The organism is Pseudomonas sp., assembly GCF_036404235.1.
Classification (GTDB): Bacteria; Pseudomonadota; Gammaproteobacteria; order Pseudomonadales; family Pseudomonadaceae; genus Aquipseudomonas.
Genome location: NZ_DASWOT010000103.1, coordinates 24,796 through 46,970, shown reverse-complemented (window position 1 = coordinate 46,970; position 22,175 = coordinate 24,796). Strand labels below are relative to the sequence as shown.

Below are 22,175 nucleotides of genomic sequence, written 5' to 3'. Positions count from 1 at the left end.
GCCACGCTATTACTCGCCACCACCTCGTTATTACCAAGGCCCAAGACCCGGCTACGGCGGTCCGCGTCCTGGTTATGGAGGGCCTGGCTGGAACGCAGGCCCGCGTCCTGGTTACGGCGGCGGTTCGGGCTGGCAGGGTGGCCCACGTCCAGGGTCGGGTTATCATCCAGGCCCACGTCCCGGTGGTGGTGGACCAGGCAATGGCTCGCGTCCCGACTGGAGCGACAATCATGGCGGCGGGCACGGCCCCGGCGGTCCGGGCCGTGGTGGCCCCGGTGGCCCCGGTGGCCCCGGTGGCGGTGGTCGTGGCCAGGGCGGTCGAGGTGGCGGGAATCGCTGAAGTCTGAACACAAAAGTTCACATCAGCGATAAGTGATCTTCCGTGGTCCAGACGCATACGCCCCTAACGTGAAATGTTTCTGCGTACTCTGTTCCCGGCCAAGCTTTCAGCAGGTGTTTTTCGCTGAAAAGCGTGGCCGTATCAAATGCTGCGGAGGGTGGATCTCTTGAATGTGTCGTTGCTGCTGTAGGGGTGCGGCTTGTCCCGCGAGCTGGCGCGCAGCGGCAGTAAACCCGATGTATGCGGTCTGCCTGTCACACCGCGAGCACAGGTTTTACGACGGGTTCCCCGCCGGTCGCGGGACAAGCCCGTTCCTACAAGTCGTCATCGCTAATGTTTTGACCAGAACGCCCTGGAGTGAGCTTGTTCGCGAGGCGGTGTCTCAGGCGCACCGCGCCGGTCGCCTCGCCCGGGCTCGTCAGCTCCTGCGAAAACGGGCGTTGCGGTCAGCGGCCGTTAATATTCCGACAAATCCGCCAGTGGATGCCGTCCTTCCCACGCCTTCTCGAAATGTGCATCGACCACCGCTGATGCAATAGTGGCGACATCCTGCCAGTGCCAAAGGGGCTTTTGATCTTTGTCGATCAACCGCGCGCGAACCCCTTCACCGAACTCGGGATAACGACAGCAGTTAAGGCTCATGCTGTATTCCATCTGGAATACCTCAGCCAGCGACATATGCCGTGCTCGGGCGATTTGTTCCCAGACCAGGTGCGCGGTCATCGGACAGCCTTCGGTCATGGTTTTCGCGGCCTTCGCCAGGAGAGGATCGCTGCTGTTGAGTTGATGTTTGATGGCATTCCAGGCGCATGGTACGTCGGCGATGTCCAGTATCTCGTCAATTTTCTGCCGACGCGGCAGCCACTGCGCTTGTGGCAACTGCGGCATCGCTTCCTGTTGCAATGCCTTGAACAGGCTGTTGAGCTGAACGGCGGTCTGTTCTTGCCAGTTCAATTGCAACAATCGCTCGATCATCTCTTCTTGCTGATCGTCCAGCAGGAAGCGGTCTGCCAGGCCCAGATCCAATGCGTCATGACCATTGACGTGTGAGCCGGTCAACCCCAGAAATAACCCCAATTTGCCCGGCAGTCTCGACAGAAACCAGCTGGCGCCCACATCCGGGTACAAACCGATACTGATTTCCGGCATCGCCAAGCGACTGCTTGGCGTGACCACGCGGATACTCGCGCCCTGCAAAAGCCCCATGCCGCCGCCGAGCACGTAGCCGTGCCCCCAACAAATGAGCGGTTTCGGATAGGTGTGCAGCATGTAGTCCAAACGATATTCAGCAGCAAAAAACTGCGCCGCCAAAGGCGGGACTTCGCCTTTATGATTGCGACCTGCCTCCACCAATGCGCGTACATCACCGCCTGCGCAAAACGCTTTCGGGCCGTTGCCACGCAGCAAAACGCACACGATTTGTGGGTCGCTGGCCCAGGCGGCAAGGCGATCCTGCAGCGCCAGCACCATTGGCAGCGACAGGGCGTTCAACGATTGTTGCGCGTCCAGGCTGGCGATCCCGATGCGGGCGCCGTCGGCTGCGGTGAGCTCTTCGAATTGCAGATTCATCGTGACCTCTTATCAGTGGTACGGAGCATCATCAAGGCTCTGAGTCCTTGGAATGCCGGGAAGTTGCACATCAAGCGTGGGCAAGAGTGTAGGAAACGCTGGGGTCGCCGTGCTAGAAATAATTGGCGCTAACCCCTAAAGTTCGCCCATTGTTTTTGCCGGATGTAACCATGACAAGCAACGACCGCATCAAACTGGAGCCCAGTTGGAAACACGCGCTGCGTGACGAATTCGTAAAGCCTTACATGGGCGCGCTACGCGAGTTTCTGCGTCAGGAGCATGCGGCAGGCAAGCAGATTTACCCGCCCGGCCCGCTGATTTTCAACGCATTGAACTCCACGCCGCTGGATAAAGTGAAAGTGGTGATCCTCGGCCAGGACCCGTATCACGGCCCTAATCAGGCTCATGGTTTGTGCTTTTCGGTACAGCCGGGCGTGCCCGCGCCACCGTCGCTGGTCAACATCTATAAAGAGCTCAAACGAGACCTTAACATCGACATCCCGAGCCACGGGTATTTGCAGTCCTGGGCCGATCAGGGGGTGTTACTGCTCAACACTACGTTGACCGTAGAACGCGCCAATGCTGCATCACACGCCGGAAAAGGCTGGCAGCATTTCACTGACAAGGTGATCGAAATCGTCAGTGCGCATCAACCGCACCTGGTGTTTCTGCTGTGGGGAGCCCATGCGCAGAGTAAGCAAAAGCTGATCGACGCGACCAAGCATTTGGTGCTGACCTCAGTCCACCCATCGCCACTGTCGGCATACAAGGGGTTTTTGGGCTGTGGGCATTTCAGCAAGGCCAATAAGTTTTTGGAACAGAACGGCATTGCCCCAATTGATTGGCGGTTGCCTGCTACGGCCTAGCAAACCTGGCCCACAGGGATCGTGTTTGCCGATCGATACCGCAGCGTCCGCCCAATGCGATGCATGATCGCGCCTAAATCTGCGACAATCCGCGCCCTGCATTTGAATTGAAGACCTCGCGCCGCTGATGACCGACGAATCGCCCTCCATCGACCAACTGCTGAAGAACCTCGACCACGCGATGATCAGTGATCGTCATCGTTTGCGTCGTCAGTTGCATGAACTGCGCAAAAAGCCCGACGAGGCCAGGCTTGCGCAGTGGGTCGAGCGTGTTCAAGCGTCTTGCGCGCAGGTCACCGCGCGCAAGCAAAGCGTGCCGACGGTGCGCTACGACGACAACCTGCCAATCGCGGCCAAGCGCGATGAAATCAAAGAAGCTCTGCTCAAGCATCAAGTGCTGATCATCGCGGGCGAAACCGGCTCGGGTAAAACCACCCAGTTGCCGAAGATCTGCCTGGAAATCGGTCGCGGTCAGCACGGTCTGATTGGTCACACTCAACCGCGTCGAATCGCTGCTCGCAGCGTTGCCAGCCGCGTCGCCGAGGAAATCGGTACGCCGCTGGGCGCATTGGTCGGCTACCAGGTCCGTTTTGAAGACCAGAGCGACAGCAATACGCTGATTAAACTGATGACCGATGGCATCCTGCTGGCCGAAACCCAGCACGACCGCTTTCTTGAGCGCTACGACACGATCATCGTCGACGAAGCCCACGAGCGCAGCCTGAATATCGACTTCCTGCTGGGTTACCTGAAAACCCTGCTGCCGCGTCGTCCCGACCTGAAAGTCATCATCACCTCGGCAACCATCGACCTGGAGCGTTTCTCCGAGCACTTCGATAAGGCGCCGATCATCGAAGTTTCGGGGCGGACCTTCCCTGTGGATACCTGGTATCGCCCGCTGACTTCAGAGCAGGACGAAGACGGCAACAGCGTCGAAGAAGACCTGACCGTGGATCAGGCAATTCTGGCGACGCTGGATGAGCTTGCGGCCATGGAGCGCAGTGAGCGCAAATCCCCTGGCGATGTGTTGGTGTTCCTGCCTGGCGAGCGCGAGATTCGCGACGCCGCCGAAATGCTGCGCAAGGCTCAGCTCAAGCACACGGAAATCCTGCCGCTCTACGCACGCCTGTCGCCCGCTGAACAGCAGCGAATTTTCCAGTCGCATCCGGGCCGTCGCGTGGTGTTGGCGACCAACGTCGCCGAAACCTCGCTGACTGTGCCGGGCATCCGTTATGTGATCGACACCGGCACCGCGCGGATCAGCCGCTACAGCTACCGCGCCAAGGTTCAGCGCCTGCCCATCGAAGCGATATCCCAGGCCAGCGCCAATCAGCGTAAAGGCCGATGTGGCCGGGTTGAGCCGGGGCTGTGCGTGCGCTTGTACAGCGAAGAAGATTTCAACAGTCGACCTGGCTTCACCGATCCGGAAATCCTGCGCACTAACCTTGCGGCGGTGATCCTGCAAATGCTGCATCTGCGCTTGGGCGAGATCACCGATTTTCCGTTCATCGAGCCGCCAGACGGCAAGGCCATCAGCGACGGTTTCAACCTGTTGCAGGAGCTGTCGGCGGTCAATCGCGAGAATCAGTTAACGCCGCTGGGTCGCCAGTTGGCGCGCCTGCCAGTGGACCCGCGCATGGGCCGCATGTTGCTGGAAGCGGCGAAGCAGGGCAGCTTGCAGGAAGTGTTGATCGTCGCCAGCGCCATGTCGATTCAGGACCCGCGCGAGCGCCCTCCCGAACGACAGCAGGCTGCCGATCAAGCCCACGCACAATGGAAGGATCAGGATTCCGACTTTGCCGGATTGGTCAATCTGTGGCGCGGTTTCGAGGAGCAGCGCCAGGCCTTGACCGCCAGTCCCCTGCGCAACTGGTGCCGTCGTAACTTCCTCAACTATCTGCGGCTGCGCGAGTGGCGCGATTCGCATCGGCAATTGAGCCTGATCTGTCGCGACCTGCAACTGACGGTCAACAAGGAGCCAGCCGACTTCCCCAAATTCCACAAAGCGGTGCTCGCAGGTTTGCTCAGCCAGATCGGCCAGAAAGCCGAAGAAGGTGATTACCTCGGTGCGCGTCAGCGGCGGTTCTGGGTGCATCCCTCGTCGGGCCTTGGTCGCAAGCGTCCACAATGGATCATGGCCGCCGAGTTGGTAGAAACCACCAAGCTATACGCACGCATGGTGGCAAAGATCGAGCCTGACTGGATCGAGCCGTTGGCCGGGCATTTGATCAAGAAGAACCACTTCGAGCCACATTGGGAGAAGAAGCGCGGTCAGGTCGTCGCGTTCGAGCAGATTACCCTGTTCGGGCTGATCGTGGTCGGTCGTCGCCCGGTACATTTCGGTCCGATAGATCCGGTGGTGTCTCGCGAGTTTTTCATTCGCGAAGCTCTGGTGCGCGGCGAGATTCAATCGCGCGCCAAATGCCTGTCGGCCAACGCCAAACTGCTTGAAGAACTCGACGAGCTGGAAGCCAAGGCCCGGCGCCGCGACATCCTGGCCGATGAAGATACTCTGTTCCGCTTTTACGATGAGCGCTTGCCTGCGGAGATTCACCAGACCGCGACCTTCGACAGTTGGTACAAGGTTGAGAGCCAGAAGAATCCACAACTGCTGATCATGCGCGAAGAGGACGTGCTGGCCCGTGAAGCCAGTGAAGTCACGGCCAATCAGTACCCGGATACATTGCGGCTGGGCGATTTGACCTTGTCGCTGAGCTACCACTTCGAACCCAATCATCCGCGTGACGGTGTGACCCTGCGGGTGCCAGCGCCGCTGTTGTTGTCGCTGCCCGCCGAGCGTCTGGCGTGGCTGGTGCCTGGGCTGCTGGAAACCAAGTGCATCGCGCTGGTGCGCAACCTGCCCAAGGCGTTGCGCAAGAATTTCGTGCCGGTGCCGGACTTCGTCAAGGCAGCCTTGCAGCGCATGACCTTTGGCGACGGTTCGCTGCCGCAAGCGCTGGGCCGTGAGCTGTTGCGCATGACTGGCGCACGGGTCACCGACGAGGCGTGGGTCGAAGCGACGCAGCAGTTGGAAAACCATCTGAAAATGAATCTTGAAATCGTCGACGCCGATGGCAAGTTCCTCGGCGAAGGTCGCGATCTGGATGAGTTGACCGCACGTTTCGCCCAAGCCAGTCAGGCCGCGTTGGCGGTGCCGCAGTCGGCAAAAAGTCAGCAGCCGGTGGAGGCCAAAGGCTTCGCCGCCGTGGCGCAACAGACCCAGCAAAATATCGCCGGGTTGTCGATGACGGTGTACCCGGCGTTGGTCGAAGAGGGCGGGACGGTCAAGGAAGGCCGTTTCTCTACGGCCACCGAGGCGCAGTATCAGCATCGCCGTGCTTTACAGCGCTTATTGCTGCAACAACTGGCCGAGCCAGCGAAGTTCTTGCGCAGCAAACTGCCGGGGCAAACCGAATTGGCGTTGTTGTATCGCGAACTGGGCCGTGTCGATGCGCTGGTTGAAGACATCCTGCTGGCGAGCCTGGACACCTGCATTCTTGAAGGCGAGGCCAGCTTGCCGCGTGACGGCGCCGGGCTCATGTCGTTGGCTGAGCGCAAACGCGGCGGTCTGACCGAGCAGGCCGAGCGATTGGCGAAGCTGGTCCTGGAAATCCTCACGCTGTGGCACGGTTTGCAAAAGCGCTTCAAGGGCAAGATCGACTTGGCACAGGCTGTGGCACTTAACGACATCAAGGCGCAACTGGGCAAGTTGGTGTATCCGGGCTTCGTCCGTGAGACCCCGGCACCCTGGCTCAAGGAACTGCCGCGCTATCTGAAGGCCGTTGAGCTGCGTTTGGAAAAGTTGCCATCGCAGGTGCAGAAGGATCGGGTCTGGAGCATCGAGTTGGCCAATCTGTGGGCGCAATACCAAGCCCGTGCCGACAAACACGCGCAAGAAGGCAAGCGTGATGAAGAGCTGGTGGTGTACCGCTGGTGGATGGAGGAATACCGCGTCTCGCTGTTCGGCCAGCAGTTGGGGACCAAGGTGCCCATTTCTGACAAGCGTTTGAGCAAGCAATGGAGTCAGGTGGAAGGTTAGCTGCCGCCGATAGGCTTCTGCCTGCGGCCTGAATCAAAAGCAAATGCCGCGCAGGTTTCGGCCCTCGCGCAGCCAAATAGCGCGAAATCCGGGCCGATATGGCAAACTTCGCGCCTAAAACATCAAAGTGTCACGAACATTGCCCCCGCCGACGGGGAATTATTATTGGTGCATTGGTACTGCCGTTCCAAAAAACAGCCAGCACCCATGCCTGAGCAGGTCTGTCACCTGCTGCCATCAACAAGAGAGGAACGACCGTGTACAACGTCGTGATCAGTGGCACAGGGCTCTATACCCCGGCCAACAGCATTTCCAATGATGAGCTGGTGCAGTCTTTCAACACCTACGTCGCCCAGTTCAACGCCGAACATGCATCGGCCATCGAGCGCGGCGAAACTCAAGCGTTGACTGAGTCGAGCGCTGCCTTCATCGAAAGGGCCTCAGGCATCAAAAGCCGTTTCGTCATGGACAAGGATGGCATCCTCGACCCGCAACGCATGAAGCCACGCCTGCCGGAGCGTTCCAATGATGAATGGTCGATCCTGTGTCAGATGGGCGTAGCGGCGGCCGAACAGGCACTTCAGCGCGCTGGCAAGACCGCCGCTGACATCGACGGCGTGATCGTTGCCTGCTCCAATCTGCAACGTGCCTACCCCGCTATTTCCATCGAAGTGCAGGCCGCACTGGGTATTCAGGGGTTCGGCTTTGACATGAACGTTGCCTGTTCGTCAGCCACATTTGGTATTCAGAATGCCTGCAACAGCGTCAAGTTGGGGCAGGCCCGTGCGCTGCTGGTAGTGAGTCCGGAAATCTGCACCGCTCACCTGAATTTCCGTGACCGCGACAGCCACTTTATCTTTGGCGATGCCGCCACCGCGGTTGTCGTTGAACGGGCCGACCTTGCGACCTCGCCGTATCAGTTCGAGATCGTCAGCACCAAGCTGCTGACCTCTTTCTCTAATAACATCCGCAATAACTTCGGCTTCCTTAACCGCACAGCGGAAGAGGGTGAGGGCAAGCCGGATAAACTGTTCGTGCAGGAAGGCCGGAAGGTGTTCCGTGACGTCTGCCCGATGGTGGCTGAACTGGTGGGCACGCATTTGCAGGAAAACAGCCTGAACGTCAGCGACGTGCAGCGTTTCTGGCTGCATCAGGCGAACCTGAGCATGAACCACCTGATCGTCAAGAAGCTGCTCGGCCGCGAAGCAACAATCGAAGAAGCTCCGGTGATTCTCGACACATACGCCAATACCAGCTCAGCAGGTTCGGTGATTGCCCTGCACAAATACCAGGACGACTTGCCCAGCGGCGCGTTGGGCGTGTTGAGTTCGTTCGGTGCGGGTTACTCGATTGGCAGCGTGATTTTGCGCAAGAAGTGAGCGTCACGCGGTCCTGGTAGGGTCGTCAGCTCCTACGCGGGGCGGTGTCAGGTGTTACACGCAAAAACAGCCCGGCACTGACCTATCGAACGGATGATGGGGATCCGATAGGTCAGCGTCAGGCTGGAAGGGGGTAATAGCTGTTTCTCTTAGAACTTCGCTTCCACGTCCAGTTGCAGCGTGTTGGCGTCTGCGTCACGTTGCGAGGCAACGGCGTAGTCTGCCTTGGTCAGGAAGTATGTCGCGCCGACGGCAAAGTTCTTGTCGATGTCGTACGCCACTTTCAACTTGTGCCCGCGCGAACCGGTGGTGCCGTTGGCGAAGTCCGAGTCGGTGAAGGCGCCAACGACAGCGTTACGTTGGGTGTCGCGGTAGTTGTAGTCCAGGTTGAAGCCAAACACCTTGGTCTTCACGCCGGTCAGCCAGCCAGTGTCTTCATCGCTGTCGGTGGCGTTGTTAACCACATACTGACCATATACCGACAGTGGAACGGCCAAGCCGTTGATGTCCACCTGGCCAAAGCCTTCAAGCAGGCGGAATCGATCGGTGTTGTTGCCATTGACCGACAGGGCTGCGCTGTCTTTGTCGTTCTGGTACTGATAGACGCTGCCACCCAGAGTGACTTTCAGAGCATCGATAGGCGTGAAGCGAGCACCTAACTGACCCGCGTTCAAACGCAGGTCGTTCTTGAATTGCGTGCCATCGCCGTCAATGTTGTCCTTGAGGGTGTAGTTACCCGCGCTGCCAAACAACTCAAAGCTTTTGCTGATCGGGAGGCTGTAGGTGACGGCCAGACCTTCGGGCATGATGTCGCTGTCCCAGATCATGTCGCCTTCACTGATCCACGGCTGGCTCATTTTGCCGCCGATGATGTGCAGGTTCTGAATCGCGGTTGGGTGGTAGTCGATATAGCCCTGGTCAAGCCACAGATCCTTCTTGACGAAGTAGCCGTCCAGATCCTGGTTGGTGGAGCGAGCATCGTTGCTGCCGCCGGTGGCGATACGAATACCGGTGCTCACCTGCGGGTTGATTTCGGTGTAGGCACCCAAGCGAGCACGAATACGTTGACGGTCCTTGTCCTGGCTGTTGTTTTGACCATCGATTTTGACGGTTTCCTCACGTACGCGGACATCACCCTTGAATTGAGTCTTGGCAGCCCACGCCACTTTTTGTTCGAATGCGCTCAGCTCAGCCGACTTGCTCTGGGCGGCTGCAAGTTGCGAGGCGGTTTGTTGCTGAGCAACTTGTTGAGCTTGCTGATCCTTGGCCAGCTCGGTTTGCAGTTCGGCGTATTGCGCCGGAGAAATCGATCCATTGGCCTTGAGCATTTCGAGCAATTTGGCGTCGACTGCAGCATTGGCCTGAACGCTCATGGCCAATAACAGACCCCCGCACAAGGCCGCCGCAGTTTTGGTGGAAGCAAGACGCATATCAATCTCCGTAGCTGAGAGGGATGGCAAAACCACCCTGAAAAAACCGTCCGGCAGTGGACGGGTTAGCCCGTTGTTAGAACCGGACGCTCTAAAACTGGCGTCAGTATCGCGATGGTTTATGACAGTAAGGTGGCTATGTGATGGCATGTCGATGACGTTATGAATTCTTTGGAACCCAAGACTTAGAGCGGTGTCGTCGTATAGTCCGTGTGCAACGGTGGGCGATGCGCGATACTCGGCCGGCTTTCGCGCAATGAAGTGGGGGATGCGATGCCATTACATCGATTGGAAAAGCTGTCGGCCCTGGCGCCTAAACAATGGGATGCCTTGGTGCCCGGCGATTCGCCGTTTCTGCGGCATGCATTCCTGAGTTCGATGGAAGACAGTGGCAGCCTCGGGCCGCGCTCAGGCTGGCGCGCCGAGCATCTGCTGCATTACGAAGGTGAGCAGCTGATTGCCGCGTTGCCGGCCTACCGCAAGTGGCATTCCTACGGCGAGTACGTGTTCGATCACGGCTGGGCCGATGCCTGCCGCCGTGCGGGCATTGCCTATTATCCAAAGCTGTTGGTGGCGGTGCCGTTCAGCCCGGTCAGCGGCCCGCGGCTGTTGGCACGGCGTCCCGAAGACGGTCGAGAACTGCTGGCGAGCCTGCCGGGTTATGTTGAAATCGAAGCGCTGTCCAGCGTCCACGTAAACTTCACCGATCCACTCGCCGATGAGTTGTTGGCGCAACAACCGGGCTGGCTGCAACGCATTGGTTGTCAGTACCACTGGCAGAACCGTGGTTATCGGGATTTTCAGGATTTTCTCGATGCGTTGAGTTCGCGCAAGCGCAAGCAGATGCGCAAAGAGCGCGAGCAAGTGGCGGGGCAGGGCATCGATTTCCAATGGCTGGAAGGTCATGAACTGAGCCAGGCGCAATGGGATTTCGTCTACGCCTGCTATTCCAATACCTATGAGATACGTGGGCAGGCGCCGTACCTGACGCGGGAATTTTTCAGTCTGTTGGCCGAACGTATGCCCGAGTCGATTCGCGTTGTCCTTGCCAAACAGGGCTCACGCCCGGTGGCGATGGCATTCAGTCTGATCGGCGGTGACAGTTTTTACGGGCGCTATTGGGGATGCCTGGCGGAGTTTGATCGCCTGCATTTCGAGACCTGCTTTTATCAGGGCATGGAATACGCCATCGACAAAGGCATCCAGCGTTTCGATGCGGGGGCTCAGGGTGAACACAAGTTGATTCGTGGCTTTGAACCGGTGATTACCCATTCCTGGCATTACCTGACGCATGCGGGGTTGCGTGAGGCGGTGGCGGACTTTCTTGAGCAGGAGAGAGCGGGGATCCTGGCATATGTCGAGGAGGCGAAGTTAGCGTTACCGTATCGGCAGGTATGAGGGAGGGTATGAGGGGACTCGGGTATGAGGGGACTGATTTATTTAAGGGTATGAGGGGACAGATTTATTTACACGCTTCACCGTAAATGAATCTGTCCCCGGCAGGCTTTCAGGCCTTACGCAACGTCTTCTGCCGAAGAATATAAATCGTCACGCACACTGCGCTGACCAGCATGAACCCTCGCGCCCACGGTAGTGGCACCAACCAGCAGGAAAAACCGATGCTCAGCCACATCAGGCCGATGGCGTAGACCTTGCCTTTAAGCGGGATGGCGTTGCCGTCCAGATACTCGCGTATCCACGGCCCCAGATGTTTGTGAGTGACCAGCCAGTGATAGAAGCGCGGGGAGCTGCGGACAAAGCAGGCGGCCGCCAGCAGAAGGAAAGGCGTGGTCGGCAGCACCGGCAGAAAAATCCCGATGACGCCCAACACCACGCTCAACCAGCCAACCGCGACTAACAAAAGGCGTACGACCCGGTGGCGACTCATACGCGGTGCTGAGTTGCTCTGCGCCATAGGCGCCGAATCAGTGGTGACGGGGTTTGAGGATGGCCGGTTTTTCATCCGGTGCATGCAGCAGTAGATACAAGGCTGTCAGCGCTTCTGGAATCTGCACGATCATGTCGTCCATCAGATTGGCGTCGGCGGCGATGTCGGCGAACTCCGGTTGCTCATCGAACAGCCCTGAACCGACCATGATCGGCAGCAGCATTTCGCTGACTTCTTCTTCGTCGTTCTCGAACCAGGCCGATTCACGCAGGAATACGCCTTCCATGAAGCCGATGCACCAGCCGCGCAGCTCCGAATCGTCCGGGTCATCGCCCAGGTCCAGATCGCATGGCAGATCGAACTCTTCATCCGACGCCAGTTGACGGGCGATGTGCGCCTGCAACTGAACCAGCGTGGCTTCGATTTCCAGGTGTTGGGATTCATCGGCGTAATGCGGAGGCTCGGCGAACAAAGCGTCGATCCATTCACGCTCTGGCACGGTTTCGGCGCAGATCGACAGCGCGGTCAGGTAGCCATGAGCGGCCACATAGTCCAACGCTTCGTCATGCAGCTCATCGGCGTCGAGGAACACTTGCAGGCGGGTTAGTTGCTCAGCGAAGGACATTGGACGGACTACCTTGGAAATAAACGATGCTGAATTCTAGGCCCTGAGCGCCGCATGCGCCAGCGGCGAGGCCTACGCAGTCTGTATTGCGCTTAATTTCGACCGCTCATGTCGCTGCTGTCCTCTGGGTCCAAACGCTCCGGTATACTGCCGCGCTTTGAATTTCGCAGCGGACGCTTTACCGCTGTAGCAGCACACTCCGGGGTAACTATGCTCGACCAGGCTCAGCGCGTACTTAAAGACATCTTTGGCTACGACAGTTTTCGTGGTCGCCAGGGTGCCATTATCGAGCGCGTGGCCAATGGCGGTGATGCGTTGGTGTTGATGCCCACTGGCGGCGGTAAGTCCTTGTGTTTTCAGGTGCCTGGCCTGTTGCGTGATGGCCTCGCGGTGGTGGTTTCGCCGTTGATCGCCTTGATGGACGATCAGGTCGCGACGCTGGAAGAACTGGGAGTTTCTGCTGCCGCGCTGAACTCCTCCTTGAGCGCAGAGCAGCAACGCGACCTCGCTAACCGGATTCGTCTGGGTGAGATCAAAATGCTTTATCTGGCGCCGGAGCGTCTGGTTCAGCCGCGCATGATGGCATTCTTGCAAAACCTGAAAATAGCCCTGTTCGCCATTGATGAAGCGCATTGCGTTTCGCAATGGGGCCATGATTTCCGCCCGGAATACCTGAAACTGGGGCAATTGGCCGAGCTGTTTCCCGATGTGCCGCGCATTGCGTTGACCGCCACGGCCGACAAACGTACCCGCGAAGAGATCGTTGAGCGCCTGCACCTGCAGAACGCTGAGCGTTTCCTCTCAAGCTTCGACCGCCCCAATATTTTTTACCGCATCGTGCCCAAGGAACAGCCGCGCAAGCAGCTGCTGGCATTCCTGTCGGAACGGCGCAGCGACGCGGGCATCGTTTATTGCCTGTCGCGCAAGAAGGTAGACGAAACCGCAGCATTCCTCAGTGACAACGGTTATCCCGCCTTGCCGTATCACGCAGGTCTGCCGAACGAGACCCGTTCGAGCAATCAACGCCGCTTCCTCAATGAAGAAGGCTTGATCATGGTTGCCACCATCGCCTTTGGCATGGGCATCGACAAACCCAACGTGCGTTTCGTCGCGCACCTGGACTTGCCCAAATCACTGGAAGCCTATTACCAGGAAACCGGGCGAGCAGGGCGTGACGGTCTGCCCGCCGACGCCTGGATGGCTTACGGCCTGCAAGACGTTGTCATGCTCAAACAGATGCTACAAAACTCCGAAGGCGACGAGCGGCATAAGCGGCTTGAGCAACACAAGCTCGATGCCATGCTCGCCCTGTGCGAAGAAACCCGCTGCCGTCGGCAGACGTTACTGGCGTATTTCGACGAAGACATGCCCAACCCTTGCGGGCATTGCGACAACTGTGTTGATGGCGTGCAGACCTGGGACGCTACCGAGCCTGCGCGACAGGCCTTGTCGGCGATCTATCGCACCGGCCAGCGCTACGGCGTCGGGCATTTGGTGGACGTGCTGCTGGGTAAGCAAAACGACAAGGTGCAGAGCTTCGGCCATCAGCATCTTTCCGTGTTCGGTGTCGGAAAAAGCCGCAGCGAAAGTGAGTGGCGTTCTTTATTCCGGCAGTTAGTCGCCCGGGGTCTGGCTGATATTGATCTGGAAGGCTACGGCGGGCTGCGCCTGAGCGACAGCTGTCGGCCCCTGCTGCGCGGTGAAGTCACTCTGGAATTGCGTCGTGATCTGAAACCACAGACCACCGCCAAAACATCCGGTAGCCCGGCCAGTCAGTTGGTGCGTGGCGAAGAGCGCGAGCAATGGGAGGCGTTGCGGGCGTTGCGACGCAAGTTGGCCGAAGAACACGGCGTGCCGCCGTACGTTATTTTCCCGGACTCCACACTGCTGGAAATGCTGCGCAGTAAACCGCAAACAATGGCCGACATGGGCAGGGTCAGCGGTGTTGGCGCGCGCAAGCTGGAGCGTTATGGCGAGGCGTTCCTGGAGGTGCTCGGTGGTTCGGCACCAGCCCTCAAAGCGGTCGCTGATGTACGTCACGAATTGATCACACTGGCCCGTGCCGGTATGACGCCGATGCAGATTTGCGGGCAATTACAATGCTCTGAAAAGAACGTCTATACGATGCTGGCTGAAGCCATCGGCAAGCAGCAGTTATCGCTAGAGCAGGCGTTGGACTTGCCGGAAGACCTGCTTGGCGAAATCCAGGACGCGTTTCTGGATGGCGAAGGCGAGTTGCCTGCGGTCGCTGCCATTGCCGGAATGTTTGCCGGGCGCGTACCGGAAGGCGTGTTGTACTGCGTGCGTGCGGCGTTGCAGTCGGAGTTTGAGGTTTAACGACGCAATAGATGCACGCGTGCTGGCGATGGTGCTTTCCTTAAATGCACTGTGATTTTTTCTGTACGAGCCAACGTGTTGGCGAGGCAACCAACGCGGTGCGCCTGGGCGACGCCTTGCGAACACGTTCGCTCCTACCGCGAAACCGCCACGTTGACGACGTCCACCAATGGCAAGCAGCGATAGATGAGCAACGGCGGGCAAGTATGAACTCCGTGTGCCCCATGATTCTGTAGGAGCCAACGTGTTGGCGAGGCAACCAACGCGGTGCGCCTGGGGCACCGTCTCGCGAACAAGTTCGCTCCTACCACCATCAACCGCCACGTTGAAGACATCCGCCAGCAACCCCGCCTCACTCTGAACGGCACGACGCCCGTGCGACGAATCACCACATCCGAATACTTGCCTGATGACAAGCGCCATGGTTAGCTGCCTATTAATTAGCAAAAGCCTTTAACCATCGAGTTATCTATGCCTTTAACTGACGAACACCGCTTCGGTATGCAATTGGCCCATACGTCGCGTGGATGGCGTGCAGAGCTCGACCGGCGCCTGGCCGATCTTGGGTTTTCCCAGGCCCGCTGGCTGGTGTTGTTGCATCTGGGGCGCTTCACTGAACCACCGACGCAGCGCGAGCTGGCGCAAAGCGTAGGGGTCGAAGGTCCGACGTTGGCGCGCTTGCTCGACAGCCTGGAAAACCAAGGGCTGGTGCATCGTCAGGCAGTGTTGGAGGATCGTCGGGCAAAAAAGATCCTGCTCAGCGATACTGCCAGTCCTTTGATCGAGAAAATCGAAACCATTGCCACGGCGTTGCGCCACGAGTTGTTCGTGGGCATTGATGACGAGGAATTGCAGATTTGTATGCGAGTCCACTCGAAAATACTCGCCAACCTCGAAAAATCCTGAGATCTCGCGCGTATCGGCGGACAAAATACGTTGTACGCGCTCATACATCCTGTTCTATTTGCACCCATACTTGTTCGCGCTGGACACGGCGTTCATCTACGTCAATGAATAGGCAGCAACGCCTGCCTTGGTCACCATAAGGGTTCGCATGCGCAAGAGTTTTCAGGCTGATAGTCGGCGCGTCGCGTGTTCTGGGCGTCGTGTCAACGCAGGTCTTCGTTCTGGCTTGCTGACACTGGCAATTGCCTGCGCGTCCTTGCTTCATAGCAGCATTGCGGCGGCGCTCGGGCTAGGCGATATCACCCTGCACTCAGCAATGGGCCAGCCCCTGAACGCCGATATCGAATTGATCCAGACCGAAGGTCTCAATCCTGAGGACATCGTTGTTGGCCTGGCATCGTCGGAAGCCTTCAGCAAGGCGGGGATCGAGCGCGCATTTTTCTACAACGACCTGCGTTTCACACCGATCATTCGTGGCAATCGCGGTGTGGTGCATATTGAGTCGAGAAAAGCAGTCACCGAGCCTTACCTGAGTTTTCTGGTAAGACTGGTGCGTCCTTCCGGCGACCAGTTGCACGAATACACGCTGTTACTCGACCCACCCGATTCTCCCGCCGGGTTGTCCGCGACGCGCAGTCGAACCACGACGTTGGCAGGTTCGACCCCGACGAGCACTGAGTCGCGCATGCCGGTCGCGCCACCTGCGGCTGTAGAAGGCAAGCATTACACCGTCGCGGTCGGCGACAGCTTGGCTTCGATTGCCAAAAGCGTGCAGGCACCGGGGGGCAAAGTGTCTACCGCTGACCTGGCCAAGGGCATTCAGGCGCTCAATCCACAAGCGTTTCCCGGTGGTGAGCGCAATCGGCTGCAAGTGGGCCAGAGCCTGCTGTTGCCCGACGCCGCCGTTGCGCCCGCGCAACAGCCTGCGCCCACCAGCTCCGGTGCCGTCACACCTGGCGACAACACGCCCAAGGTCGCCGAACAACTGACCGCCACGGCCCTGGAAAACCAACAGCTGACCAAGAGCGTCGGCGATTTAAAAGGCCAGGTGCAGGTGGTCGAGGAGGAGGTCGCAGACAAAAACAAGCAGATCACCGAACTGCAGACCCGATTAGCCGAGCTTAAGGCAACGCCGACGGCCCCTGCGCCAGTGGCTACGCCTGCGGTTGCACCCACACATGCTGCCCCAGCCCCGGTCGAACCCGTCGATGACTCAAGCGATTTGCCCTGGCCATTGTTGCTCGGCGCCGTGCTGATCCTTTTGTTGTTGCTGGGGCTTGCTTATTCGGTGCGCCGCAACCGGATCAAAAACGAAATGGCCCTTGAGTCTGAGCCACTCATCAAGCCGGTTCAATCGGCTGTGACGCCAGTGTTCGAAGTGCCAGCGGTTGCGCCGAAACCGAGTGCGGCTTCCACACCTGTGTCCACTGCGTTCTCCGGGAGCCGGTTGGCGGGAGTGTCCACCGATGCTCTGGATGGCGCCAGTATCTATATCGCTTACGGACGTTTCACCGAGGCATTGGCTATTCTGCGCGAAGCCCTGCAAAAGCAACCGCAACGCACGGATTTGCGTTTGAGAATCCTTGAGTTGCTTGGCGAACAAGGCGATCTCGTCGGTTTCGACGAAGAAGAAAAGGTCCTGTTGAACCAAGGTATCGAGCCGCAGAAACTTCAGGACATTCGCTCGCGCTATCCCCAATTGAGTGTGTCCGCTCAGCCAGCCTCGGTCGCACCTGCGCCAGCCGCTGTCATTTCACCTGCTGCGCCCTTGGTGGCTCCGGTGGTCGCTGCTGCGGTGATTTCATCCGTGACGCCCCCCGCCAAGGCCTCCCCAGAACTGGACGAGAATGCGGCGGCAACACTCAATCTTCAGCCGGAAGATGATTTCCACCTGAACCTCGATGACTTGTCGATGGATTCGGATTGGGATCTGGTGGACCCATTCGAAAGTACGCCTGCCCCGCGTAAACCTGTTCCACAGGCGCCGCAGGCAATGGACCCCAACTTCGCGTCAGACCTGACGCAATTGCCTGAAGTGTTCGAAATGCCGGATGAGCAGTTCCTTAGTGACTTTGCTGAGCCTGTGCCAGACGTCGATCCGGATTTTGATCTGGACATGGATATCGATCTGGACGCTGATCTGGGTATGGATCTTGAGGCCGATCCGATTTCGGACCCGATTGTGCCGTCTAATAGCGACTCGCTGGACGACGCGTTTCTCGATGGCTTCATGGACGATGAGTCGCAATTCGATTTGCTCGACCTGGAAGAGGAACCACTGAGCAAAATCAATCAGGCGCAGGTATTGATCGACGAAGGCAATACCGATGAGGCGCGTCAACTGTTGCAGGAAATCATCGACCGCAGTGACGACGGCTCCCAACAGACTGCCCGAGATTTGCTGGCGGGGATCAGTTAATGCATACCAAGCCCGAAATCATCATTACCTACTGCACCCAATGTCAGTGGCTGTTACGCGCGGCGTGGCTGGCGCAGGAACTGCTCAGCACGTTCTCGGACGACTTGGGGAAGGTGTCGCTGGTGCCTGCAACTGGCGGTGTGTTTCACATCACCTGCGACGGCGTGCAAATCTGGGAGCGCAAGGCCGACGGCGGCTTCCCTGACGCCAAAGTACTTAAGCAGCGGGTCCGCGATTAGATCGACCCGCAGCGGGATCTGGGGCACAACGATAGAGTGTCGACACCCGATGCTTGAACGGTCACTGTCGGCTCAGACGTTTTGAATGCCTGACACCTTTCGGCTGGTCAATCGATAAAACCTCATCTACCACGTAACTTGATAGATCTCATCGATTAGGTAGTTGCTTAGAGTGATTGGACGTCAATTGTCAGCCGATCGTATGCTGGGCCGGGCGGTACAGCCTGCGACATTTTCTTTCAATGAAACTCAAACTATATCGGCAGGTTTTGACATCAATGCACGACGTGTAGGTTGTGTGCTTTTTGAACATGACAGGTGGTTAAGTTTGTTGCCAGTTTCACTTTCTGTCGATTGAAGGCTGCACCCATGATCGTTCGACCTAACCCCAATCTGATTAATGTTCTCCTCGCGCTCAAGGGTTCGATTGCACGCAAAATCGCCTGGCGTACCGTGCTGCTGACGCTGATGGCCGCCGCGATCGTGTTGATCGAGTCAATGAACCCTGATTCGTTTGCGAAGGTCAGCGCGACACCCTTTACCTTGCTGGGTCTATCACTGTCGATTTTCATGAGCTTTCGCAACAACGCTTGTTACGATCGCTGGTACGAGGGGCGTAAAGCCTGGGGCGACATGACGTCGGCGATCCGCTCAATGATCCGGGAAACCCAGGTGATCAAAGACCTGGCCCAGCGCAGTGCGATATTGCGCGATCTGTGCGGTTTCGCCCATGCCTTGAATGCCGGTCTACGGCGGGAAAATGTCGAGCAAGCGGTAGCTGACTGGCTCAGCGTCATGCCCATTGCGGGCACGCCTAATATCGGTGAAAGCATCCTGCGACAGATTGGCCAGCAATGTTCCGATGCGGCTGAGTCCGGGGCAATCAACGAATGGCGCTACATGCTGATGGCCAATCACCTGAACACCCTCACCCACGTGCAAGCGACTTGTGAGCGCATCAAGAGCACGCCATTGCCGTTTCCCTATACCTTGCTGTTGCACCGCACGATCTACATGTTCTGTATTTTGCTGCCGTTCGTAATGGCCGAGCCGCTGGGCTGGATGACACCGTTGTTCACGGCGATTGTCAGTTATACCTTCCTGGGGCTCGATGCGATCGCCAATGAGCTGGAAGACCCGTTCGGCCAAGACGAGAACGATCTGCCAACCAACTTTCTGGTGCGCGTCCTTGAACGCGAAATCCTTCATGCGCTGGGTGCGCGCGACCTGCCTCCAGTCCTGGAGCCGGTGGAGTATGTGTTGAGCTAAGTGGGTGGTTGGCGTTGTGGGCGAGAGGCTTACGCGCCAAAGACGTCAAGGCTAAATGTACGCAATCCTTTGCGGGCTCTGAGCCCGCTGTCATCAAAGCTCAATATCGTTGTCATGTTCGATTAACCCGGCCGGTTCAGTCTCATCGAAACCAGACGGAGGTTGTCCATGAGCATTGCTGAAAACGCCCGCCCCAGTCGTAAGCAACGTGTCAGAACCTTATGGATATCCGACGTCCACCTGGGCACCCGGGATTGCCAGGCTGAGCACCTGTCAGGTTTTCTCAAGCAGTATCATGCTGACAGGATTTATTTGGTCGGCGATATCATCGACGGCTGGAAACTGCGTGGTGGCATGTACTGGCCACAGGCGCACACCAACGTCATTCGCCGCCTACTGACCATGAGCAAGCGCGGCACCGAGGTCATCTACGTCACTGGCAACCACGACGAGTTTTTGCGCCGTTACTCGAAGCTGATCCTGGGCAATATCCAGTTGGTCGACGAGGCCATACACACCACCGCCGATGGTCGATGCTTGCTGGTGATACACGGTGACCAGTTCGATGTCATCACGCGATACCACCGCTGGCTGGCCTTTCTTGGCGATTCGGCCTACGAGTTCACCCTGACCCTCAACCGCTGGCTCAACCATTGGCGCGCCCGTTACGGGTACGGCTATTGGTCGTTGTCGGCGTACTTGAAGCACAAGGTCAAGACCGCGGTCAGTTTCATCAGCGACTTCGAAGAAGCGATTGCCCATGAGTGCGCCAAGCGCGGCCTCGACGGGGTGGTTTGCGGGCATATTCACCACGCCGAAATACGCAAGGTCGGGGAGGTGGAATACCTGAACTGCGGCTATTGGGTCGAATCCTGCACGGCCCTGATCGAGCATTGGGATGGCAATATCGAGCTGTTCCGATTGGCTGATGCTCATCTTAGCGCCAAGGCGGACCAGGAGGCAGAACAAGCAACTGCCTGAGCCTTGTGCTCATCCCGCGTTAAAAGGGCACTTTGCCCCTGAGCATATCGCGGTACATGACAAAGTCGCCGAGCAGGCTGTAGAACGGATGTTTGAAGGTGGCCGGGCGGTTTTTCTCAAAGAAGAAATGCCCGACCCAGGCGAAGCTATACCCCACCAGTGGCAGCATCCACAGCCACGTCCAGTTGGCGCTAAGCAGCGTCGCCGCCACAATCAGAATCACCAGGCTGGTGCCAATGAAGTGCAAGCGACGGCACGTGCTGTCGCTGTGCTCATCCAGATAGTAAGGATAGAAATCGGCGAAACGCTTGAAGGTTTTCACGTTATCCACAGGCTGATCTCTGTGTTGTATGACGTATTGTCAGTCTAGCCGAGCCCTCGACACAATCAGTGACATTGAGTGCCAACGTAGTATCCTTCGGCTATCGGCCGCAGGGGGCGGCTGGCAAAATAAAGAAGACGTAAACATGGAAAGGACGACTTCTTCCAGTTGGGCGATGGGCATCGTCAAGTCACTGGAAATGGATGGACTGGACTGTCGGGCGTTATTCAAGGAGCTAGGCCTGGTATATGCCGATCTGGAAAACCCGGATGCGCGCTTCCCCCAGGATTCCATGACCCGTTTGTGGCAACGCGCAGTCGAACTGTCGGGTAATCCGGCAGTGGGTTTGAACATGGCCCGCGTTGTCAGGCCTGCGTCATTCAGTGTTGCGGGATACGCCTTGATGTCATCGCGCACGCTTAAGGAAGGATTCGAGCGACTGGTGCGTTACCAGCGCATCATCGCCGACAGTGCTGACTTGAGTTTTCGTCTGCTGCCTGAAGGTTATGCGCTGATTCTGACAGTGCATGGCGACCATCTTCCTCCCACACGGCAAAGTGCTGAAGCATCGCTCGCATTCGCACTGGCCTTTTGCGGCTGGCTGACCGGCCGACCACTGCATCCGCTGTCGGTAATGATCCAGGGCGATCAACCGAAAAACGTCGAACCGTACAAGAAGTTCTTCCATGCGCCGCTGACCTTCAACGCGCCCTACGACGCGTTGGTGTTCGACCGCGCCGACATGGAGGCACCGCTGCCCACCGCCGACGAGGCCATGGCCAAGCTGCACGACCGATTCGCCGGTGAGTTCCTCGCACGCTTTGCCAGTAATCGCGTCACTCATCAGGCGCGACAGGTGTTGTGTCGCCTGCTGCCGCAAGGCGAACCCAAGCGTGAAGTGGTCGCGCAAAGCCTGCACATGTCGCAGCGTACCTTGCAGCGGCGTTTACAGGAGGAAGGGACCAGCTTTCAGATTCTGCTTGACGACACTCGCCGCGAACTGGCCGAGCAATACCTCGCTCAACCGCAAATGACCCTGCTGGAAATCGCCTACCTGCTGGGTTTTGCTGACCCGAGCAACTTTTTTCGTGCATTTAGGCGATGGTTCGACGAGACGCCGGGAGAGTATCGGGCGCGGTTGTAGATCGACAGGGTACATGAGAGCTTCAGCAGACCCGAACGTGTTCGCGAGGCGTCATGCCTGACACACCGCATAGCTCCTCTCGCCAACAAGTTGGCTCCTACAGGTCGAGTGCCGTTCATTTTGTAGGAGTGAACGTGTTCGCGAGGCGTCATGCCTGACACACCGCATAGCCCCTCTCGCCAACAAGTTGGCTCCTACAGGTGAAGTGCCGTTCATTTTGTAGGAGTGAACGTGTTCGCGAGGTGTCATGCCTGACACATCGCATAGCTCCTCTCGCCAACAAGTTGGCTCCTACAGGTCGAGTGCCGTTCATTTTGTAGGAGCGAACTTGTTCGCGATACGTCATGCCTGGCATAACTGATTATCTTGCCTAGACATATTCAGGAAGACAGTTCCAATAGACCTTCAATGAATCGGTAGAT

The 22,175-nt window shown here is 58.0% G+C and carries 16 protein-coding genes and 1 pseudogene; 12 read left to right on the top strand and 5 right to left on the bottom strand.

What is annotated here, in order from left to right:
* Nucleotides 1–340, top strand: a pseudogene (locus VGC62_RS12960) (hypothetical protein); the annotation flags it as partial.
* Nucleotides 341–796: 456 nt separating this feature from the next.
* Here the strand turns inward: VGC62_RS12960 and VGC62_RS12955 are convergent.
* Complete coding sequence (locus tag VGC62_RS12955) at nucleotides 797–1,909, bottom strand: enoyl-CoA hydratase/isomerase family protein (RefSeq protein ID WP_331187480.1); 1,113 nt, start codon at nucleotides 1,907–1,909, stop codon at nucleotides 797–799.
* Between the two features lie 170 nt (nucleotides 1,910–2,079).
* Between VGC62_RS12955 and ung the strand changes: the two genes are divergently transcribed.
* From ung to VGC62_RS12940, 3 genes are all read left to right on the top strand, one after another.
* Nucleotides 2,080–2,775 (top strand): uracil-DNA glycosylase, encoded by a 696-nt coding sequence (gene ung, locus VGC62_RS12950; protein ID WP_331187479.1) that lies wholly within the window; start codon nucleotides 2,080–2,082, stop codon nucleotides 2,773–2,775.
* Between the two features lie 127 nt (nucleotides 2,776–2,902).
* Entirely contained in the window at nucleotides 2,903–6,814 is a 3,912-nt protein-coding gene (gene hrpA / locus VGC62_RS12945; RefSeq protein WP_331187478.1) for an ATP-dependent RNA helicase HrpA, read from the top strand.
* Nucleotides 6,815–7,071: 257 nt separating this feature from the next.
* The gene (locus VGC62_RS12940) at nucleotides 7,072–8,193 is read left to right on the top strand and encodes a beta-ketoacyl-ACP synthase III (RefSeq protein WP_331187477.1); all 1,122 of its coding nucleotides are present in this window, start codon (nucleotides 7,072–7,074) and stop codon (nucleotides 8,191–8,193) included.
* Between the two features lie 149 nt (nucleotides 8,194–8,342).
* Here VGC62_RS12940 and VGC62_RS12935 read toward each other — a convergent pair whose 3' ends face one another.
* Nucleotides 8,343–9,623: a putative porin gene (locus VGC62_RS12935; protein WP_331187476.1), complete on the bottom strand. Its 1,281-nt coding sequence runs from the start codon at nucleotides 9,621–9,623 to the stop codon at nucleotides 8,343–8,345.
* 273 nt (nucleotides 9,624–9,896) lie between these two features.
* On the opposite strand from VGC62_RS12935, the gene VGC62_RS12930 reads away from it, so the two are divergent.
* Nucleotides 9,897–11,021: a GNAT family N-acetyltransferase gene (locus VGC62_RS12930; protein ID WP_331187475.1), complete on the top strand. Its 1,125-nt coding sequence runs from the start codon at nucleotides 9,897–9,899 to the stop codon at nucleotides 11,019–11,021.
* 109 nt (nucleotides 11,022–11,130) lie between these two features.
* Here the strand turns inward: VGC62_RS12930 and VGC62_RS12925 are convergent, their stop codons facing one another.
* On the bottom strand, nucleotides 11,131–11,511 hold the full coding sequence (locus VGC62_RS12925; RefSeq protein WP_331187474.1) for a YbaN family protein: 381 nt from the start codon (nucleotides 11,509–11,511) through the stop codon (nucleotides 11,131–11,133).
* A 37-nt stretch (nucleotides 11,512–11,548) separates the two neighbouring features.
* A complete protein-coding gene (locus VGC62_RS12920) occupies nucleotides 11,549–12,136 on the bottom strand; it encodes a YecA family protein (RefSeq protein WP_331187473.1) in 588 nt (195 codons plus the stop codon).
* Nucleotides 12,137–12,346: 210 nt separating this feature from the next.
* Here VGC62_RS12920 and recQ point away from each other — a divergent pair, with 210 nt between their 5' ends.
* The 6 genes from recQ to VGC62_RS12890 all read left to right on the top strand — a co-directional run bounded on the left by recQ (nucleotide 12,347) and on the right by VGC62_RS12890 (nucleotide 20,287).
* Nucleotides 12,347–14,473 (top strand): DNA helicase RecQ, encoded by a 2,127-nt coding sequence (gene recQ, locus VGC62_RS12915; RefSeq protein WP_331187472.1) that lies wholly within the window; start codon nucleotides 12,347–12,349, stop codon nucleotides 14,471–14,473.
* 471 nt (nucleotides 14,474–14,944) lie between these two features.
* Complete coding sequence (locus tag VGC62_RS12910; protein ID WP_331187471.1) at nucleotides 14,945–15,379, top strand: MarR family transcriptional regulator; 435 nt, start codon at nucleotides 14,945–14,947, stop codon at nucleotides 15,377–15,379.
* 148 nt (nucleotides 15,380–15,527) lie between these two features.
* A complete protein-coding gene (locus VGC62_RS12905) occupies nucleotides 15,528–17,798 on the top strand; it encodes a FimV/HubP family polar landmark protein (RefSeq protein WP_331187470.1) in 2,271 nt (756 codons plus the stop codon).
* Nucleotides 17,798–18,037: a SelT/SelW/SelH family protein gene (locus VGC62_RS12900; protein WP_331187469.1), complete on the top strand. Its 240-nt coding sequence runs from the start codon at nucleotides 17,798–17,800 to the stop codon at nucleotides 18,035–18,037. Before VGC62_RS12905 ends, VGC62_RS12900 begins: the two co-directional genes overlap by 1 nt.
* 369 nt (nucleotides 18,038–18,406) lie before the next feature.
* Complete coding sequence (locus VGC62_RS12895) at nucleotides 18,407–19,306, top strand: bestrophin family protein (protein ID WP_331187468.1); 900 nt, start codon at nucleotides 18,407–18,409, stop codon at nucleotides 19,304–19,306.
* Between the two features lie 168 nt (nucleotides 19,307–19,474).
* Nucleotides 19,475–20,287, top strand: a complete 813-nt coding sequence (locus tag VGC62_RS12890; protein ID WP_331187467.1) for a UDP-2,3-diacylglucosamine diphosphatase — start codon at nucleotides 19,475–19,477, stop codon at nucleotides 20,285–20,287.
* A 19-nt stretch (nucleotides 20,288–20,306) separates the two neighbouring features.
* Here VGC62_RS12890 and VGC62_RS12885 read toward each other — a convergent pair whose 3' ends face one another.
* A complete protein-coding gene (locus VGC62_RS12885; protein WP_331187466.1) occupies nucleotides 20,307–20,618 on the bottom strand; it encodes a DUF962 domain-containing protein in 312 nt (103 codons plus the stop codon).
* Between the two features lie 136 nt (nucleotides 20,619–20,754).
* Between VGC62_RS12885 and VGC62_RS12880 the strand changes: the two genes are divergently transcribed.
* On the top strand, nucleotides 20,755–21,753 hold the full coding sequence (locus VGC62_RS12880; RefSeq protein WP_331187465.1) for an AraC family transcriptional regulator: 999 nt from the start codon (nucleotides 20,755–20,757) through the stop codon (nucleotides 21,751–21,753).
* Nucleotides 21,754–22,175 lie beyond the last annotated feature (422 nt).

Coding starts and splice junctions, on each gene's coding strand:
- VGC62_RS12955 (WP_331187480.1), bottom strand. CDS start 1,909: ATGAATCTGCAATTCGAAGAGCTCACCGCAGCCGACGGCGCCCGCATC.
- ung (WP_331187479.1), top strand. CDS start 2,080: ATGACAAGCAACGACCGCATCAAACTGGAGCCCAGTTGGAAACACGCG.
- hrpA (WP_331187478.1), top strand. CDS start 2,903: ATGACCGACGAATCGCCCTCCATCGACCAACTGCTGAAGAACCTCGAC.
- VGC62_RS12935 (WP_331187476.1), bottom strand. CDS start 9,623: ATGCGTCTTGCTTCCACCAAAACTGCGGCGGCCTTGTGCGGGGGTCTG.
- VGC62_RS12930 (WP_331187475.1), top strand. CDS start 9,897: ATGCCATTACATCGATTGGAAAAGCTGTCGGCCCTGGCGCCTAAACAA.
- VGC62_RS12925 (WP_331187474.1), bottom strand. CDS start 11,511: ATGAGTCGCCACCGGGTCGTACGCCTTTTGTTAGTCGCGGTTGGCTGG.
- VGC62_RS12920 (WP_331187473.1), bottom strand. CDS start 12,136: ATGTCCTTCGCTGAGCAACTAACCCGCCTGCAAGTGTTCCTCGACGCC.
- recQ (WP_331187472.1), top strand. CDS start 12,347: ATGCTCGACCAGGCTCAGCGCGTACTTAAAGACATCTTTGGCTACGAC.
- VGC62_RS12910 (WP_331187471.1), top strand. CDS start 14,945: ATGCCTTTAACTGACGAACACCGCTTCGGTATGCAATTGGCCCATACG.
- VGC62_RS12905 (WP_331187470.1), top strand. CDS start 15,528: ATGCGCAAGAGTTTTCAGGCTGATAGTCGGCGCGTCGCGTGTTCTGGG.
- VGC62_RS12900 (WP_331187469.1), top strand. CDS start 17,798: ATGCATACCAAGCCCGAAATCATCATTACCTACTGCACCCAATGTCAG.
- VGC62_RS12895 (WP_331187468.1), top strand. CDS start 18,407: ATGATCGTTCGACCTAACCCCAATCTGATTAATGTTCTCCTCGCGCTC.
- VGC62_RS12890 (WP_331187467.1), top strand. CDS start 19,475: ATGAGCATTGCTGAAAACGCCCGCCCCAGTCGTAAGCAACGTGTCAGA.
- VGC62_RS12880 (WP_331187465.1), top strand. CDS start 20,755: ATGGAAAGGACGACTTCTTCCAGTTGGGCGATGGGCATCGTCAAGTCA.